The following is a 17144-nucleotide window of genomic DNA, read 5'->3' on the forward strand; positions in this document are numbered from 1 at the left end:
TTCTATACCGTGTATAATTTTTTCTTCTTTTCCACTGAAACATCTCCTTTTTTATTTTCATCTGGAAATTGTACTCCAGATATTATAGCCCAGACTTGTTGATGTATCAACTATATTTCCCTAAAATACTGTTTTAATCACGTCTTGCTCCATCCCGGGAATATAATGAAGTAAAAAGGAAAAAGGAGACATGACGATGATGGAGGCGGAAGCCTTAAGAACCATAAAAACGCTTTATGAGGAAGCAGCTCATAACAGCCTTGATCATAGGGTTTACTATCAGTTAGGAAAATATTATGAAAAGGAGGGAAACAAAAACCGTGCCTATCTCTGCTACGAGCACAGTTATTTTTTGTGTGATGACAAAGAGGAGCAATTGTTTTTAGAAAAACGTTTAACTGACTGGAAAAGCAGTTCTGAAAACCCTGTTCCATCTGTTTCCCTTATCATTCCGGCTCTTACCAGCCTGGAACAGATGAAAGCGGTCATAGCTGCCTGTCTTTTGCGAAAAGAAGACAGCAGCCGGGTGATTGTCCTTGATTGGGAAGAGTCCAAAGAAGTGACCGACTGGATTCTGGAACAGAAAGACTTGACCGTTGTATCGGTAAAAGGAGAAAATCTCCATAACGCTTATGAAAAAGCAGCAGAAAAAGCAGACAAAAATGACGACCTTCTCCTGTTAGACCGGGGAGCTGCACTTTTAAGCCATGCCCTGTTCCACCTTCGCATGTCTCTTTATAAAAGTAATGACATTGGAGCTGTCAATGCGGTTACCAACGGACCAGCCCAGGGATTAACAGAATTTGAAACTCCAATTAAAAGAGCTGACGGATATGCGGTGGAACACAGTCTGCCAGGGGATGAACGCATGGACCCGGTTCTTCTTCCTTCTTGCAAAACCCTCCTTGTGAAAAGGGAATTCTGGGAAGAAACCGGAGGGCTTGATGGCTCTTTTCTCACTCTGGAAACAGCGCAGAAGGATTACTGTTTTCAATTGCTGCAGCTAAGAAAACTCACTTATCTGTGCCACCATGGTTATGTATACACCCTGATTCAGCCAAACAATTCTTCTTTTCAGTGGTTTGACAGCGAGTATTTTCATAAAAAATGGGATGTAAGGCTGAACTACTCTCTTTTTGCCCGTCCGGAAATTTTAAGACTGATTGATGAGCCGGCGGAAGCCTCCATCCGTATCCTTGATGTGGGCTGTGCCTGCGGAGCCTCTCTCCTTTCCATGAAAAAGAAATTTCCTCATGCAAAGCTTTATGGTATTGAACTTGACCCTGGTTCCTGGAACATTGCATCAAAAATCTTTCCTGTAACCCAGGGAAATGTAGAAGGAGATCTGGATTATCCGGAGAAATTCTTTGACTATATTATCTTCGGAGACGTTTTGGAACACCTTCACCAGCCGGAAGAAGTGCTTATTAATATGAAACGGTATTTAAAGTCAGGCGGCAGGATTATCGCCAGCATCCCCAACATTATGCACATATCCGTTCTTGCTGATTTACTGAACGGGCATTTTACCTACCAGGAAAGCGGGATTCTGGACCGGACCCATCTGCGTTTCTTTACAAAGGCAGAGATTGTTAAGATGTTTTCCAGAGCAGGATATGAGATAAAGGATATTGGAAACACCAGAGCCTATATGACCAAAGACCAGGAAAACCTGGTAAAGACCCTGTGTGACATCAGTAAAAGCCCGGCAAATGAATTTGAAGCATACCAGTATCTGGTAAAGGCAGAGAAACTCTAAAGCAGTATAAAAATACGTCTTGGACCAGAATATCCTTTTTCATGGGAATTCCAGGTCTAAGACGTATGTTTATGCAGTATTTATCTTGCAAGAGCAGCCGTTACCAGATGTTTGGCAAGCACAGCGGTTGTCACAGCTCCCACCCCGCCAGGCACAGGAGTTGCCATGGAAGCAGTTCCTTCCAGAGTATCGAAATCCATATCCCCGCACAGCTTTCCGTTCTCATCTACATTGATTCCCACATCAATGACAATGGCATCCTTTCCCACATAAGAAGAATCAAGCATCTTTGCACGTCCTGCTGCTGCAACTAAAATCTCGCCATGACGGCAGGTTTCTTTTAAGTTTTCTGTCCGGGTATGGCAGATGGTGACCGTTGCATTCTCTTTTAACAGCAGCATGGAAAGAGGTCTTCCCACCACCATGCTTCTTCCTACAATGGTAACCCGTTTTCCAGTCATTTGAATCTCATTGGCTTTTAATACTTCCACTACAGCTTCTGCCGTACAGGGAGCGAATCCGCTGTCATCTCCGGCAAATACCTTTGCAATATTAACGGGAGAAATACCGTCTAAATCCTTTCCCGGGTCAATCATCCTCTCGATGTCCGTCTCTTTAATCTGCTTTGGAAGGGGACGCAGAAGAAGAATTCCATCAATCTCCGGATTATCATTGATCCGGGCAAATTCCTGTTTAAACGCTTCATCAGAGATATCTGCCGCAAAGGCAAAACTTTCTGCTTTCAGCCCAAAGGCTTCCATCTTCTTTAAAGCTCCCCGCTCATAGGACAAATCATCAGGCTGTTCCCCAACCCTTACGATCGCCAGCTTTGGAATCTGTCCCTGAACCCCATTTAAAAGACCTTCTACCTGTTCTTTTATCTTTGCAGACACTGCTGCTCCCTTTAATGTAATCACGGCTTTTCTGCCTCCTTTATTCTGTCTTTAACGCCGCTTCTACCTGAGCGTATATTCCATCTGCCAGCAAAATTCCTTCCTCTGCCATGGACTGGGCCTTATTATTTAACTCTGCCGCCTTTTCTCTTTGAACCATTGTTTTGGTATTGATGGAAACGTTCATTTTGGCACCTAACAGGGCGGATCTTAAAAACTGAACTCCAACTCCAACATCACTTACCGCCATACGGCTTCCCTTTGCCGCCAGAATCTCCATCTCACCAAGTGCTTTTAAGGAACACTCCATAACAGCGAGAGGAACCTGGGCAGCCGCAATCAGATGGCCTTCCAGGACTTCTTTTTTCCTGGCTTTTTCTTCCTCTGTGGTTGAAGGAAGGGAATAAGCCTGTGCCAGAGGGGCAAAGACAGCCGCATCTTCATCTGCAAGCCTTAAAAATGCCTTTTGGATATCCTCCAGGCGGATAAGGCTGGACTTCATCTCATCTTCCACCTCTGCATATTTCTTTTTTCCAAGGGTTAAATTCACCACCATCTCCCCAAGGGCTGCTCCAACTGCCCCGCCAAGGCCTGCCGCTCCGCCGCCGCCCGGAGTGGGACTTTTGGAAGATAGCTGGCTTAGAAAGGAAGAAACCGTAAGATCCTGTGTCATTTGTAATACCGCCTTTCAGACTGAAAATTTTATTTATCATTATATAAGGCTTTTGAAAAAATTACAAGGCTATCTGGAAAGGTGTTTTATGGACAGCTCCTGAAGTTCGGATTGAAGCCGCACATCTTTGTATTTTGCTGCAAGGGGAGAAAAAAGACGGATGGTTTCCTCGCACCTCTTTTTCCAGGTTGCCGGATCAACAAATTCTATGGTGCGCATATTGTGAAGACGGTCTGCAAGAGCGGCTGTTCTAAATTTGCTCTTTTAATATAGTTTTCATTTTTTTAATCATCGTATCAACCTGCTCTTTTGTAACAATAAGAGGAGGAACCATACGAATGACATTGGCACCTGCACTGATAATTACCAGTTGCTCTTCTAATAGTGCCCGCTCCACAAGAGGCGCTGCCGGAATGGAGAACTCCAGCCCCTGGATCAGACCAGCTCCCCGATGTGCAAGAATCACATCATGTTCTGCCATAATATCTTCCAGCTTTTCCCACAGATATTCTCCCACTTCTCTGACATGTTTTACAATCTCTCTCTTTTCAAAAATTTCTAAAACCTTTGCTGCCGCTGCTGTTACAAAGGGATTTCCTCCGTAAGTGGTTCCGTGGTCACCGGGGACCATGGCAGTCGCCGCTTTTCCAGTGGCTAAAAACGCTCCGATGGGTACCCCATTTCCCAACGCTTTTGCGGTTGTCATCACATCGGGTTTCACACCAAATTTCTGCCATGCAAACATGGAGCCGGTCCGTCCCATGCCGCACTGGATCTCATCCAGAATCAAAAGAGCATCATATTCTTCACACAGAGCTTTTACTCCTTTTAAAAATTCTTCCGAAGCAGGATAAATTCCGCCTTCTCCCTGTATGGTTTCCAGAATAATGCCACAGGTTTTTTCATTCATCAATGCTTTTACACTGTCCAGATCATTATATTCGGCAAACCGGATTCCAGGAATCAGCGGTTTGAACGGCTCCTGATAGTGGTCATTGCCTGTTACAGAAAGAGCACCCAGGCTTCTTCCATGAAAAGAGTGATTCATGGCAATGATCTCATGATCATGGCTTTTGTCTTTGTTGTAGGCATACCTTCTGGCAATTTTTAATGCTCCTTCAATGGCTTCTGTCCCACTATTGGTAAAAAACACTTTCTCCATACCAGACGCTTTTAGAAGCAGTTCTCCTGCTTCCACAGACGGAACATTATAAAAAAGGTTGGAGGTATGAAGCAGTTTATCCACCTGGTTTTTTAATGCCTCATCAAATTCTTTGTCATGATACCCCAAGCCCATTACCGCAATTCCAGCGGCAAAATCCAGATATTCTTTCCCCTCTGTATCATAAAGATAAACGCCTTCTCCATGATCAAACACGATGGGATAACGGTTATAGGTTTTATAGATATTTTTTTCCGTCTTCTTGATATATTCCTGTTTACTCAGCATGATAATAGCGCTCCTCTCCATGACTTATAATTGCAGTGCCGATTCCTTTATTGGTAAATATCTCAAGCAGAAGACAATGAGGAATTCTGCCATCCATAATATGTACCCGGGACACTCCCTGGTTCATGGCATCAATACAATTTTGAAGCTTTGGAAGCATACCACCCAACAAAGTTCCGCTGTCCACAAACTCAGTTGCTTCCTGTATGGTCATCTCAGAGATGAGAGAATTTTTATCCTTAAAATCCCGGTAAACTCCCTCAACATCAGTCAAAAAAGCCAGTTTCTCTGCCTCCATAGCCGTGGCAATGGCGCAGGCAGCATCGTCTGCATTAATATTGTAAGTCTTAAAGTCTTCATCAAATCCAATGGGACAGATAATGGGAAGAAAATCCTTTTCCAGAAGATCGTGGATGATCTGAGGATCAACCTCTGTAATATCACCTACATACCCGATGTCTTCTCCATTGGAAAGACGTTTTTTGCACTTGAGCATCATCCCGTCTTTTCCACTGATGCCAACCGCTTTGATTCCAAGCTCATTGACAAGCTGAACCAGACTTTTATTTACCCGGTTGAGAACCATCTCCGCAATCTCCATGGTGGATTCATCTGTAACCCGCAGCCCATTGATAAAATGAGGCTCCATGCCGGATTTCTCCACCCATTTGCTGATCTCTTTTCCGCCTCCATGAACAATAATGGGCTTAAAACCAACCAGTTTTAATAAAACAACATCCTGGATTACCTGTTTTTTCAATTCTTCATCAACCATGGCACTTCCGCCGTATTTTACCACAATGGTCTTCCGGTTAAACCTCTGGATATAAGGAAGTGCTTCGATCAGTACTTCCACCTTCTGCATGATACTTTGATCTAATTCCATGTTTTTTCCTCCCTGGCTGGATTACGAACGGTAATCTGCATTGATTTTCACATAATCAAAGGTCAGATCACAGCCCCAGGCTGTTGCGGCAGCTTTTCCCATTTTAATGTCTGCAATGGCTGTTACTTCCGGCTCTGACAAGATCTTTGTGGCTTCCTCTTCGCTGTAAGGCAATGCCACACCGTCTTCAATAATCTTTAAAGTTCCTGCTGCGCTTTCAAAATATAAATCCACCTGTTCCGGGTCAAACTCTGCACCGGAATACCCCATGGCACAAAGAATCCTTCCCCAGTTGGCATCATGTCCAAAGATAGCTGCTTTGGTCAGACTTGAAGTAATAACTGATTTAGAAAGGGTTACTGCCTGTTCCTTTGTCTGTGCTCCCACAATCTTTACTTCAAACAGGGCTGTACAGCCTTCCCCGTCTCCGGCAATCTTTTTTGCCAAAGTTTCATTGATATAGTGAAGCGCATTTAAAAAGGCATAGTAGTCTTCATTTTTCTCTGTAATCTCTTCATTTCCTGCCAGACCATTGGCAAGAAGCAGCACCGTATCATTGGTGGAAGTATCGCCGTCTACGGAAATCATGTTATAGGTATCTTTAATATCTTCCCGCAAAGCTTCCCCAAGCAGTTCTTTGGAAATAGAAATATCTGTGGTAACAAAACTTAACATGGTGCACATGTCCGGATGAATCATGCCGGAACCCTTGCACATGCCTCCAACGGTAATGGTTTTTCCGCCTGCCTGGAACTGGACTGCTGCTTCCTTTTTAACCGTATCTGTGGTCATAATGGCGGTGGCTGCATCCGTACCGCTTTCGATGGTTTCTAAAAGCATGGGAACCATGGCATTGATTCCTGCTGTAATGCGGTCCATGGGAAGCTGTTTTCCGATCACTCCCGTGGATGCCACTAAGACAGAATCAGAAGGAATGGAGAGACATGTGGCTGTTTCATTGGCTGTTTCCTCACAATAAGCATCTCCTTCTCTTCCGGTACAGGCATTGGCAATTCCTGCATTGATTACAATGGCATGAATTGCAGGAGCATGATCCACCATTTTTTTATCCCATTTGACCGGAGCCGCCTTTACCACGTTGGTGGTATAGGTTCCTGCTGCCTTACATGGCACTTCGCTGTAGATCATTGCCATATCTTTTCTGTCTTTATATTTAATTCCTGCCGCTGTGGAAGCTGCTTTAAATCCTGCTGCCGCCGTTACTCCTCCATGAATCTCTTTCATTGGTTTTCCTCCCTGTTTTTTTGTCCCTTTATTTTATAAAAGTAGTTCTGTTTTCTTCATCCAAAGAAAAGTCGTAATAATTCAAATCTTCCCGGAACGTAAATCCCATATCTTTCCAAAACTGATTCCCCACCTGATTGGACTGAAATGCAACAAGACCCACTTTGCAGATTCCTTCTTTTTCCAGCCTTTTCACTGCCTCTAAAACCATCTCTCTGCCAACACCCTTTGCCCGGTCTTCTTTTGCCACACAAACATGGTAAAAATTCCCCCGTCTTCCGTCATGTCCGCTTAAAATACTTCCAATAATTCTGCCGTCTTCTTCTGCCACCACACTGGTGTCTGGATTTCTCTGTAAAAACCGGATTATGCTCTGTTTTGAATCATCGACTGCCCGGATTCCAAATCCTTTGATTCCTGTCCAGAGTTTGTAAACATTTTCATAATCATTGGGTGTCATTGTTCGAATTATCATTTGGATTCCTTCCTTATGGAAACATGGGGATCAGTTTCAGCCCTTTTTGTTCCGGCAGTCCAAAAAGCAGATTCATATTCTGTACTGCCTGGCCTGCTGCTCCTTTTACCAGATTATCAATGGCTCCCATCATAATCACCCGGTTGGTTCTTTTATCAACTTTAACATTCACATCCACAAAATTGCTTCCTTCCACCCACTTGGTCTGAGGAGTCAGATCCCCCTCCAGGACACGAACAAAGAATTCATCTTTATAACGTTCTGCATAAGCGTTTCTCACTTCTTTTTCTGTAACTCCCTTTTTTAAGGCAGCATAGGAAGTAACTAAAATCCCACGATTCATTGGAACCAGGTGGGGAGTGAAGCTGAGAGTAAGGGATTCATCTGCACAGTAGGACAACTGTTCTTCAATCTCCGGTGTGTGTCTGTGAACGCCTACTCCATAAGCTTTGATGTTCTCATTGACTTCACAGTAAAGATTATCCACCTTTGCCCCTCTGCCTGCACCGGTGGTTCCTGATTTTGCATCAATAATAATACTGGAGGGTTCAATCAGTCCTTCTTCCAGCAATGGTGCAATGGTTAAAATGGAACAGGTCGGATAGCAGCCTGGATTGGCGATAAGCCTTGCATTCTTAATCTTCTCCCGATTCAGTTCCGGAAGCCCATAGACAGCCTCTTTTATATACTGGGGAGTTTTATGTACCATCTTATACCACTCCTCATAAACTTCCACATCTTTAATCCGGTAATCCGCACTTAAATCAATTACTTTAGTTTTGGATAAGATTGTTTCATTTAATAAAGAGGCTAAAAATCCCTGGGGAGTTGCTGTAAAAATTACATCTGCCTTTTGAGCCAGTTCTTCTATATTATCATCCAGACAGATTTCGTCTGTAATCTGAAACATATTTTGATAAACGGATGAATATTTATGATCTACATAACTTTTGGAACCATACCATATTATTTCCACATCATCTCTCTGGAGCAACAGTCTTGCAAGTTCTCCCCCTGCATAACCGGTTGAACCAATGATTCCTGCCTTTATCATAGCCATCTCTCCTTTTTGTATTTTCTTATTTTCATTCTTCACCTGCGGGCAAGGATTCATACCCATATTCTAGTAGTTCATAATTATACATCCCGTTTGCATATTATGCAAGTTCTTTTTATAAATTTCATTTTACACTTGCAATATACCCTGTTTTGGTGTATATTTATGAAAGTTTAATTAATAAATATCCATTTAAAACAGAGGAGGAACTATAAATGAAAGAAAAAGTTATCTTAGCTTATTCCGGTGGACTGGATACTACTGCTATCATTCCGTGGTTAAAGGAACACTTTGATTATGACGTGATCTGCTGCTGCATCGACTGCGGACAAGGCAACGAACTGGACGGGCTGGAAGAAAGAGCTAAATTATCCGGTGCGTCAAAATTATACATTGAAGATCTGGTTGATGACTTCTGTGACAATTACATCGTTCCCTGCGTTCAGGCAAATGCTATTTATGAGAATAAATATCTTCTGGGAACCTCAATGGCACGTCCTGCTATTGCAAAAAGACTGGTTGAAATCGCAAGAATAGAAGGCGCCACTGCCATCTGCCACGGAGCAACCGGCAAGGGCAATGACCAGATCCGTTTTGAACTGGGAATCAAAGCGCTGGCTCCAGATTTAAAGATCATCGCCCCTTGGCGTATGACAGATATCTGGACCATGCAGTCCAGGGAAGACGAGATTGATTACTGCAAACAACACGGAATTGATCTTCCGTTCTCTGCAGACAGCAGTTACAGCCGTGACCGCAACTTATGGCATATCAGCCACGAAGGTCTTGAATTAGAAGACCCTGCGAATGAACCAAATTATGACCATCTTCTTGTCCTTGGTGTTTCACCGGAGAAAGCACCGGAAGAAGGGGAGTATGTAACCATGACTTTCGAAAAGGGAATTCCGGTCAGCGTCAACGGCAAGAAGATGAAAGTCTCTGACATCATCACAACCTTAAATGAACTGGGCGGCAAGCATGGCATTGGTATCGTTGACATTGTAGAAAACCGTGTAGTGGGCATGAAATCCAGAGGTGTTTATGAAACTCCAGGCGGAACCATCTTAATGGAAGCACACCAGCAGTTGGAAGAACTGGTTCTTGACCGTGCTACTACAGAAGTGAAAAAAGACATGGGCAATAAGTTCGCCCAGATCGTTTACGAAGGAAAATGGTTCACTCCTTTGCGTGAAGCGGTTCAGGCTTTTGTAACCTCTACTCAGGAATATGTAACCGGAGAAGTAAAATTCAAGCTTTACAAAGGAAATATCATCAAAGCAGGAACCACCTCTCCGTACTCTTTATACAGTGAATCACTGGCTTCCTTTACCACAGGAGACCTTTATGACCATCACGATGCAGACGGTTTCATCACATTATTCGGACTGCCTTTAAAGGTCCGTGCAATGAAGATGCAGGAAGCAGAAAAAAATAAATAATACCATTAAAAAGAACGCATCCGGATTATATCTCCAGATGCGTTCTCTTCTATTGTGCAAGGTGATTCAGCGTTTCACCTGTTACACGGTAAACCGTCCAGCCCTCCATTGGCTCCGCTCCTAAAGAACGGTAAAACATGATACTTTTGGTATTCCAGTCCAGACAGGACCACTCAAGCCTTCCGCAGCCACGTTCAACCGCTATGGATGCCAGTTTCTTAATAAGAGCTTTCCCAAGTCCGTTCCCACGGCTTTTGGGTGTGATATAAAGATCTTCCAGATAAATACCGGCTCTTCCAAGAAACGTAGAAAAATTATGGAAAAACAGGGCGTATCCCACCGTTTTCCCATCTGCCTGGACCAGAAGCACTTCTGCCCTTTTCTTTTCAAATATCCATTCGGTCAGGATCTCTTCGGTAGCAACCACTTCATGAAGCAGTTTTTCGTACTCCGCCAGTTCCTTAATAAAACCCAGAATCACAGGTACATCTTCTTTTTGTGCATATCGAAATGCTACTTCCATTCCGCTTCCTCCTTCTATAATATCATTTTTTTATTTTAAATACCGAATAATACCCTTTTAATGCGGGGAATCATCTTTTTGGTGTAACGATATCCACTTTCCATGCACTCCTCCATGCAGTCAAACGTCAGCAATCCTGCATCTTTGGGAAGAGGTGGTTTTAATAACATACGCTCTCCACCGCTGCCGCAGTTTTTTAAATCCCGGCTCATAACAAAGAAAGAATGATATGCAATCTCAATCAAGGATTCATCATGGGGCTTTTCATACTTATCTCCCAGATCTACGCCTAAGACTTTAGGCACTCCGGCAGCAATCAGTAAATCCACGGGAAGATTATTGGTTACACCGCCATCAACTAACAGAAAATTCTTCATGGGTCTGGGACAGAAAACTGCGGGAACAGAAGAACTTGCCATCATAATATCACACAACAGTCCGCTTCTCTCCCATTTCACATGCTCCAAAGTCAGAGCGGACAAAGGAATCTGCTCTTTAAAAAGATTGGTAAACACAACCGTATCTCCGCTGTTAATATCCACCGCTGGAATCAACAGCCCTTTACACTGCCCCTCAATGTCCAGTTTTTCTGTCAGCTCACAGAGAAAACGCTGGAGCCGGTTTCCTTTAATCAGACCTTTTAAGGTGGTTTCCTTTCCAAGAATTATCTGAGGCAGAAACAATACAATGCCAAGAATATCCGGATCAATCAGCCCTTTTCCATGTTTTGCAAGCCAACGCACCGTATCCCGCATCTCTCCTACTTCCATTCCTGCTGCATAAAGACCTGCCACAATACTTCCGGCACTTGCCCCTGCAACATGGCTTGGAAGAATTCCGGCTTCCTCAAGAGCGGTCAAAACGCCTACATGAGCCGCTCCTTTTGCCCCTCCCCCAGCCAGCGCCAGTCCATAATCAGCCATTTCCCTTTTCCTCGCTTTTTTGCAGGGTGTGTCTGAAAATGCTTGTGCCGGAGGTACAATGAGTGTTCAGGCACACCCAGGTTTCAGAAAAATTTATGCCTGACTAAGGGAAAATATGCCTGCTCTCCATATACAAAGAAGAACAGGTCTAAGACTGCCAAAGACTGTTCTTCCTGATATCTCATTCTCATTTTGCGTAATAGGCATCAATTCCATCTGCAATGCCTTTTACAATCTTATCCCGGTATTCCTCAGTCGCCATCTTCTCATCTTCTTCTGGATTGCTCATAAAGCCCATCTCCACAATGGTTACAGGAATTTTGCACCAGTTAATTCCGCTCATGGAATCCGTCTCCTGGACTCCCCTGTTCTTAAACCCGGTGGTTCCTGCAATTCCATTGACCACAGCTTTTGACAAAGCCAGGCTTTTTCCGTAAAGAGTCCCATTATATGGATTCTTCGCGGTCTGACACATGGTCAGAACTCCATGGACACTGCTGTCATTTAAGGAATTGGCGTGAACCCGGACAAATAGATCTGCCCCGCTTTTATTCGCCATCTCTGCCCGTTCAGCATTGCTGATATCTACCTCATTGGTTTCCCGGATCATATAAACCTGATAGCCCCGGTTTAAAAGCTCCTGCTTTAATTTCAGGGAAACAGAAAGGGTAAGCTTATATTCTGGAATTCCTGTTTTCACACCCTGGGTCCCGGAAGCTACCTTTGCTTTCATCTGAGTGGAGCCAGGTGCCACAGGTTCTTTGCCTGAATTCCCCTTTGCCTGATGCCCCGGATCAATGGCAATCATTTTTCCAGTTCCATTTCCTGCAATTGACTCAGGCTTTGTCTCTGGTTGCGGCTTCTCCTTTGATACATAGTCAGAAGAAATATATAAGATCCTGTCTTCATAAACAACACGGCTCCAGGCACTGCTGTATCCGGTTCGTTTTAAAGAAGTTCCTTTTTTGAGTTTTTTTATAACATCACCGCCAGTGGAAGGAGACTTTCTGATATTCACGAAAGAACCGGTCACATAAACCGTTTCATCAGCTCCCTGAAAAGCCGGTGCCGTCTCTTTGGTAACCGATGCCTCATGGGAACTGGTCTCCGCTTGCTGTCCATCTCCAATCAATACCGGTCTGGTCTCTTTTTCTTCTGGCAGACCGCCTCCGGCTTCTTCTACCACAGGGGCTTTTACTGCCTCATACTTTTTCCCGCAGCCAAACAGCAGCAGCATAGAAAAAAGGACAGAAAAAAGGAGGAACCACCCTTTTCTCATTCTGATCTTACTCACAGTATGGTTCCTCCTCCTACAACATAATCCCCATCATAAAATACAACTGCCTGTCCAGGAGTAATGGCACGCTGTGCTTCTGTAAAATTACATTCCACCACACCGTCTTCCACTTCTCTTATGGTACAAAGGGCACCTTTATGGCTATAACGGATTTTTGCAGTTACCTGCAGCTCCTGTCCGTGAAGCCCATCAATTGCCATCCAGTTTAAATGTCCGGCACGCAGAGAATTGGAAAACACATCTTCTCCATTGCCAATCACCACTTCATTGGTCTCTGGGCGGATCTCCACCACAAAGACCGGATGCCCCATGGATAAATTCAGACCTTTTCTCTGACCTACCGTATAATGGGTAATTCCTTTATGTCTGCCGATCACCTGACCTTCCAAATCCACAAAATTGCCTTCCGGTGCTTTTTCTCCGGCATTTTCCTCAATAAACTCAGCATAATTATTATCAGGAATAAAACAGATCTCCTGGCTGTCCGGTTTATGAGCTACCCGCAGATTAATCTGACCTGCAATTTCCCTGATCTGATCCTTCGTATAGGCACCAACTGGCATTAAGGTTCTGGACAACTGTTCCTGGGTCAGATTATAGAGAGCATAGGTCTGATCTTTTGCAGCCGTTACTGATTTCTTTAAGGCATATCTGCCGCTTGGGAGCTTGTCTATCTGCGCATAATGACCGGTTGCAATATAATCTGCACCGATATCCAGACTTCTCTTTAACAGAGACTCCCATTTGACATAGCGGTTGCATGCAATACATGGATTGGGAGTCCGTCCCTTCTGGTATTCCTCCACAAAGTAGTCAATCACACTGGATTTAAACTCTTCTTTGAAGTTCATAACATAGTAGGGAATTCCCAGATCCCAGGCAACCCGTCTGGCATCGTCCACGGCACTTAGTCCGCAGCAGCCTCCGTTTTCTTCCTGGGTACTGGTATCCTCATCCTGCCAGATCTGCATGGTAACTCCGATTACGTCATATCCCTGTTCTTTTAATAGCCAGGCTGCCACAGAGGAATCAACTCCTCCTGACATCCCCACTACTACTTTTGATTTACTCATCGCTTTATCATTTCCACTTTCTCGCCCATGCTTTTGGGTATAGAAGGCATCTTAATATTCTTCTTCGATTTCCTCTTCACCGATATCGGACTTTGGTTTCTTCAAACCATCAATCTCGATTCCGTTCTTCACTGCATAATCCCATAAAGCGGCGTGAATCGCTTCCTCTGCCAGTAAGGAACAATGGATCTTTACTGGAGGAAGTCCGTCGAGTGCCTCGCAAACGGCTTTGTTGGTAACTTCCATTGCCTCTCTCACCGTCTTGCCTTTTACCATCTCTGTAGCCATACTGCTGGTTGCAACTGCAGCGCCACAGCCAAACGTCTTAAACTTTACATCACGGATTATCTGGTTCTCATCAATATCCAGATACATTCTCATAATATCTCCGCATTTGGCATTGCCTACGGTACCCATACCGCTTGCATTATCTATCTCCCCAACATTTCTGGGATGTTCAAAATGATCCATTACTTTTTCTGTATACATATTCTATTTTCTCCATTTCAAGGTAATAATTCCCGACTGTTACGAATGACGATCCTGATGTTTCATGTAATCCTCATACAAAGGAGACATGCTGCGCAGCTTTGCTACAATCTCCTTAATGGATTCTACCACAAAATCCATCTCTTCCCTGGTATTGACCTGATCCAGTGTAAGGCGGAGAGATCCGTGCGCGATCTCATGAGGCAGTCCGATGGAAAGGAGTACATGGGATGGATCTAAGGAACCTGAGGTGCAGGCAGAACCGCTGGAGCCGCAGATACCTTTCATATCTAACATAATAAGAAGGGATTCTCCCTCAATAAACTGGAATGCAAAATTCACATTGTTGGATAACCGATTCTTCCTGTGCCCGTTGATTCTGGTATAAGGAACCTCTTCCATAACACGTTCCATCAGATAATCACGAAGTCCGGACTCTTTTTTAATTCTCTCATCCATCTCTGCCACTGCAAGCTCAACTGCCTTGCCAAAGCCTACGATGCCAGGTACATTCTCTGTTCCTGCACGGCGCTTTCTCTCCTGACCGCCTCCATGGACGAAAGAACGGGACTTAATTCCGGTACGGATATAGAGAAAACCGATTCCCTTTGGTCCGTTGATCTTATGTCCGCTGGCACTGAGCATATCAATGTGATATTCATCCACATTAATGGGCACATGTCCGAACGCCTGGACTGCATCGGTATGGAATAAAATTCCATGTTCTTTTGCAATCTCACCGATTTCTTTAATGGGTTCAATGGTTCCAATCTCATTATTCGCAAACATTATGGAGATAAGAATGGTGTCTGGACGAATGGCTTTCTTTAATTCATCCAGTTTTACAACACCATACTCATCTACATCTAAATAGGTGATATCAAAACCGCGCTTCTCTAAGTATTCACAGGTGTGAAGCACAGCATGGTGTTCAATTTTACTGGTGATAATGTGTTTCCCTTTTGCCGAATAAGCTTCAGCAGTGGCAATCAATGCCCAGTTATCTGACTCAGAGCCTCCTGCGGTAAAATAAATCTCGTTGGATTTGGCGCCTATGGCATTGGCAATCGTCTCTCTGGCTCCTACAATCGCCTTCTTTGAGATGCCGGAAAACTCATATACGGAAGATGGATTCCCATAATATTCCGTAAAATACGGCAGCATGGTTTCTACGACCTCTGGACGTGTTTTGGTCGTTGCTGCGTTGTCAAGATAAATCAGTTGCTTCATATTGTTAGTTCCGCCTTTCTGTAGTTCTAAAGTTAAAAGCTTCATCTACAAATTCTATTATACACACATTTCATAGAATTTCAATAGGAATGATTCTCGTTATGAATCTGTCATGAAGAAAGAATTCCTTCCATATATTTATAATAATTCTCATTTCCAGGAGATTCCATGAATGATACCCTAAAAATTGTGCGGAAATTGTCTCCCACCAAATACGCTTTGCTGACCGGAACTCTTCTTCTGACTTCTGCCGGGCTGGTTACCAGAGTACTTGGTTTTTTTTACAGAATCTTTCTCTCCAGGACCATTGGCGCGGAAGGGCTTGGAGTCTTCAACCTGATTCATCCGGTTTTCGGCATCTGTTTTGCGTTATGCGCCGGGTCCATACAGACCGCCATTTCCCAGTCTGTAGCTGCCAATGTAAAAAAAGGCCGTTCCATTTTCAGGGCAGGTTTGCTGATCTCTGTTGCCACTTCCTTTGTTCTTGCCTATGGGATTATTCAGTTTAAGGAGCTGATCGCAACCAACATCTTAATGGAGCCAAGGTGTGCCCCGCTTCTGATTTTTATTGCGGTTGCAATTCCCTGTGCAGCCATTCATGCCTGTATCAATGGATATTATTATGGTATGCAGCGTCCCCAGGTTCCTGCTGTTGCTCAGATTGTGGAACAGACCATTCGGATTGGGGCTGTATTTCTGATTGCGGATATTATGCTGAAATCAGGAATTAAAATCACAGTACAGCTTGCAGTTTTAGGGCTTTTGGTTGGAGAAATCGCCTCTTCCCTCTATACAATTACTGCTTACCGATTTTTTCCACCTAAAATGGCACAAGGGGTCAATCACGTTCATTCGGGATTCCGGGAAACAGCACCGGAGCTGATGGAACTTGCCCTTCCGCTTATGGGAAACCGTCTGGTACTAAATCTTTTAGCTAGTGCAGAAGCCATCTTAATTCCCAGCCGTCTGCAGATGTCTGGGCTGTCTGGTTCTGATTCCCTATCGGTTTATGGGGTTTTAACCGGAATGGCTCTGCCCTTTATTTTGTTCCCCTCTACCGTTTTTAATTCACTGGCGGTTCTTTTACTTCCTACGGTAGCAGAAGCCCAGTCAGAGGGAAATGACCGCAGGATCGGAGCAGCCGTTTCCATGTCTCTTCGTTATTGCCTGTATGTGGGGATTCTCTGCATTGGTATCTTCACTTTATTTGGAGATGATCTGGGGCAAAGTGTTTTTAAAGATCCTACTGCTGGCAGTTATATGACCATTCTTGCCTGGCTCTGTCCTTTTCTCTATCTGGTGACCACTATGGGCAGCATCTTAAACGGACTGGGGCGGACTTCCGTAACCTTTATACAAAATGCCTGTTCCATGGTAATCCGTCTTTGTTTTGTTCTCTTTGGAATTCCCCGATTTGGAATTCTGGCCTACTTAATCGGAACGCTGGTCAGTGAGCTTTTACTGGCTCTCATGCACGTTCTGACCTTAAAGAAAAAGATCTCCTTTGACTGGAATGCACTGGATATGATCGTAAAGCCTGCCCTCCTTATGATTCTGGCAATCGGAATCTATTATGCTGTATTTTCCCTGGCTGATCCATTTGGAGGCCTGCCCCTGTTTATAAAAACTGCTGTACATATTCTGATATTATGTCTGCTGTATCTGCTTCTGCTTCTTGCCGCCCATGTGATGAAGGGAGGAGAAGATGAGAACTTTTAAATATGGAAAGAAG

16 protein-coding genes are annotated in these 17144 nt (G+C 44.0%); 3 read left to right on the forward strand and 13 right to left on the reverse strand.

What is annotated here, in order from left to right; translation table 11 throughout:
- Positions 1–196: 196 nt before the first annotated feature.
- Entirely contained in the window at positions 197–1759 is a 1563-nt protein-coding gene (locus FAY33_RS04690) for a methyltransferase domain-containing protein (protein ID WP_185967488.1), read from the forward strand.
- Between the two features lie 80 nt (positions 1760–1839).
- On the opposite strand, the gene FAY33_RS04695 is transcribed toward FAY33_RS04690, so the two are convergent.
- From FAY33_RS04695 to argC, 7 genes are all read right to left on the reverse strand, one after another.
- Positions 1840–2676 carry a bifunctional 5,10-methylenetetrahydrofolate dehydrogenase/5,10-methenyltetrahydrofolate cyclohydrolase gene (locus FAY33_RS04695; RefSeq protein WP_143319630.1) on the reverse strand — a complete coding sequence of 279 codons (837 nt, stop codon included), beginning with the start codon at positions 2674–2676 and terminating at the stop codon, positions 1840–1842.
- Positions 2677–2692: 16 nt separating this feature from the next.
- Entirely contained in the window at positions 2693–3325 is a 633-nt protein-coding gene (locus FAY33_RS04700) for a cyclodeaminase/cyclohydrolase family protein (RefSeq protein ID WP_143319631.1), read from the reverse strand.
- Positions 3326–3575: 250 nt separating this feature from the next.
- Positions 3576–4775: an aspartate aminotransferase family protein gene (locus FAY33_RS04710; protein WP_347562657.1), complete on the reverse strand. Its 1200-nt coding sequence runs from the start codon at positions 4773–4775 to the stop codon at positions 3576–3578.
- Complete coding sequence (argB, locus tag FAY33_RS04715) at positions 4765–5661, reverse strand: acetylglutamate kinase (protein ID WP_143319633.1); 897 nt, start codon at positions 5659–5661, stop codon at positions 4765–4767. Before argB ends, FAY33_RS04710 begins: the two co-directional genes overlap by 11 nt.
- Before the next feature lie 21 nt (positions 5662–5682).
- A complete protein-coding gene (gene argJ, locus FAY33_RS04720; protein ID WP_143319634.1) occupies positions 5683–6906 on the reverse strand; it encodes a bifunctional glutamate N-acetyltransferase/amino-acid acetyltransferase ArgJ in 1224 nt (407 codons plus the stop codon).
- A 28-nt stretch (positions 6907–6934) separates the two neighbouring features.
- On the reverse strand, positions 6935–7381 hold the full coding sequence (locus FAY33_RS04725; RefSeq protein WP_185967489.1) for a GNAT family N-acetyltransferase: 447 nt from the start codon (positions 7379–7381) through the stop codon (positions 6935–6937).
- A gap of 13 nt (positions 7382–7394) precedes the next feature.
- On the reverse strand, positions 7395–8435 hold the full coding sequence (gene argC, locus FAY33_RS04730; protein WP_143319635.1) for an N-acetyl-gamma-glutamyl-phosphate reductase: 1041 nt from the start codon (positions 8433–8435) through the stop codon (positions 7395–7397).
- A 218-nt stretch (positions 8436–8653) separates the two neighbouring features.
- Here argC and FAY33_RS04735 point away from each other — a divergent pair, with 218 nt between their 5' ends.
- A complete protein-coding gene (locus FAY33_RS04735; RefSeq protein ID WP_143319636.1) occupies positions 8654–9877 on the forward strand; it encodes an argininosuccinate synthase in 1224 nt (407 codons plus the stop codon).
- Positions 9878–9926: 49 nt separating this feature from the next.
- Here FAY33_RS04735 and FAY33_RS04740 read toward each other — a convergent pair whose 3' ends face one another.
- From FAY33_RS04740 to nifS, 6 genes are all read right to left on the reverse strand, one after another.
- Positions 9927–10400: a GNAT family N-acetyltransferase gene (locus tag FAY33_RS04740; RefSeq protein ID WP_143319637.1), complete on the reverse strand. Its 474-nt coding sequence runs from the start codon at positions 10398–10400 to the stop codon at positions 9927–9929.
- A gap of 35 nt (positions 10401–10435) precedes the next feature.
- Positions 10436–11323 (reverse strand): patatin-like phospholipase family protein, encoded by an 888-nt coding sequence (locus FAY33_RS04745; protein WP_143319638.1) that lies wholly within the window; start codon positions 11321–11323, stop codon positions 10436–10438.
- 187 nt (positions 11324–11510) lie between these two features.
- Positions 11511–12617 carry an N-acetylmuramoyl-L-alanine amidase gene (locus FAY33_RS04750; RefSeq protein WP_243126593.1) on the reverse strand — a complete coding sequence of 369 codons (1107 nt, stop codon included), beginning with the start codon at positions 12615–12617 and terminating at the stop codon, positions 11511–11513.
- On the reverse strand, positions 12614–13693 hold the full coding sequence (gene mnmA, locus FAY33_RS04755; RefSeq protein ID WP_143319639.1) for a tRNA 2-thiouridine(34) synthase MnmA: 1080 nt from the start codon (positions 13691–13693) through the stop codon (positions 12614–12616). The genes FAY33_RS04750 and mnmA overlap by 4 nt, the downstream gene beginning before the upstream one ends.
- A gap of 51 nt (positions 13694–13744) precedes the next feature.
- Positions 13745–14182 (reverse strand): Fe-S cluster assembly scaffold protein NifU, encoded by a 438-nt coding sequence (nifU, locus tag FAY33_RS04760; RefSeq protein WP_143319640.1) that lies wholly within the window; start codon positions 14180–14182, stop codon positions 13745–13747.
- A gap of 39 nt (positions 14183–14221) precedes the next feature.
- A complete protein-coding gene (gene nifS / locus FAY33_RS04765) occupies positions 14222–15412 on the reverse strand; it encodes a cysteine desulfurase NifS (protein WP_143319641.1) in 1191 nt (396 codons plus the stop codon).
- 168 nt (positions 15413–15580) lie between these two features.
- Here nifS and FAY33_RS04770 point away from each other — a divergent pair, with 168 nt between their 5' ends.
- Entirely contained in the window at positions 15581–17131 is a 1551-nt protein-coding gene (locus FAY33_RS04770; RefSeq protein WP_143319642.1) for a polysaccharide biosynthesis protein, read from the forward strand.
- Positions 17132–17144 lie beyond the last annotated feature (13 nt).

Source organism: Clostridium sp. HBUAS56010 (genome assembly GCF_007115105.1).
In the GTDB taxonomy this organism is placed as follows: domain Bacteria; phylum Bacillota; class Clostridia; order Lachnospirales; family Lachnospiraceae; genus Lacrimispora.

What these genes read in the sequence shown, in the direction of transcription:
- FAY33_RS04690 (WP_185967488.1), top strand. Translation starts at nt 197, where the DNA reads ATGATGGAGGCGGAAGCCTTAAGAACCATAAAAACGCTTTATGAGGAA.
- FAY33_RS04700 (WP_143319631.1), bottom strand. Translation starts at nt 3,325, where the DNA reads ATGACACAGGATCTTACGGTTTCTTCCTTTCTAAGCCAGCTATCTTCC.
- FAY33_RS04710 (WP_347562657.1), bottom strand. Translation starts at nt 4,775, where the DNA reads ATGCTGAGTAAACAGGAATATATCAAGAAGACGGAAAAAAATATCTAT.
- argB (WP_143319633.1), bottom strand. Translation starts at nt 5,661, where the DNA reads ATGGAATTAGATCAAAGTATCATGCAGAAGGTGGAAGTACTGATCGAA.
- argJ (WP_143319634.1), bottom strand. Translation starts at nt 6,906, where the DNA reads ATGAAAGAGATTCATGGAGGAGTAACGGCGGCAGCAGGATTTAAAGCA.
- FAY33_RS04725 (WP_185967489.1), bottom strand. Translation starts at nt 7,381, where the DNA reads ATGATAATTCGAACAATGACACCCAATGATTATGAAAATGTTTACAAA.
- argC (WP_143319635.1), bottom strand. Translation starts at nt 8,435, where the DNA reads ATGATAAAGGCAGGAATCATTGGTTCAACCGGTTATGCAGGGGGAGAA.
- FAY33_RS04735 (WP_143319636.1), top strand. Translation starts at nt 8,654, where the DNA reads ATGAAAGAAAAAGTTATCTTAGCTTATTCCGGTGGACTGGATACTACT.
- FAY33_RS04740 (WP_143319637.1), bottom strand. Translation starts at nt 10,400, where the DNA reads ATGGAAGTAGCATTTCGATATGCACAAAAAGAAGATGTACCTGTGATT.
- FAY33_RS04745 (WP_143319638.1), bottom strand. Translation starts at nt 11,323, where the DNA reads ATGGCTGATTATGGACTGGCGCTGGCTGGGGGAGGGGCAAAAGGAGCG.
- mnmA (WP_143319639.1), bottom strand. Translation starts at nt 13,693, where the DNA reads ATGAGTAAATCAAAAGTAGTAGTGGGGATGTCAGGAGGAGTTGATTCC.
- nifU (WP_143319640.1), bottom strand. Translation starts at nt 14,182, where the DNA reads ATGTATACAGAAAAAGTAATGGATCATTTTGAACATCCCAGAAATGTT.
- nifS (WP_143319641.1), bottom strand. Translation starts at nt 15,412, where the DNA reads ATGAAGCAACTGATTTATCTTGACAACGCAGCAACGACCAAAACACGT.
- FAY33_RS04770 (WP_143319642.1), top strand. Translation starts at nt 15,581, where the DNA reads ATGAATGATACCCTAAAAATTGTGCGGAAATTGTCTCCCACCAAATAC.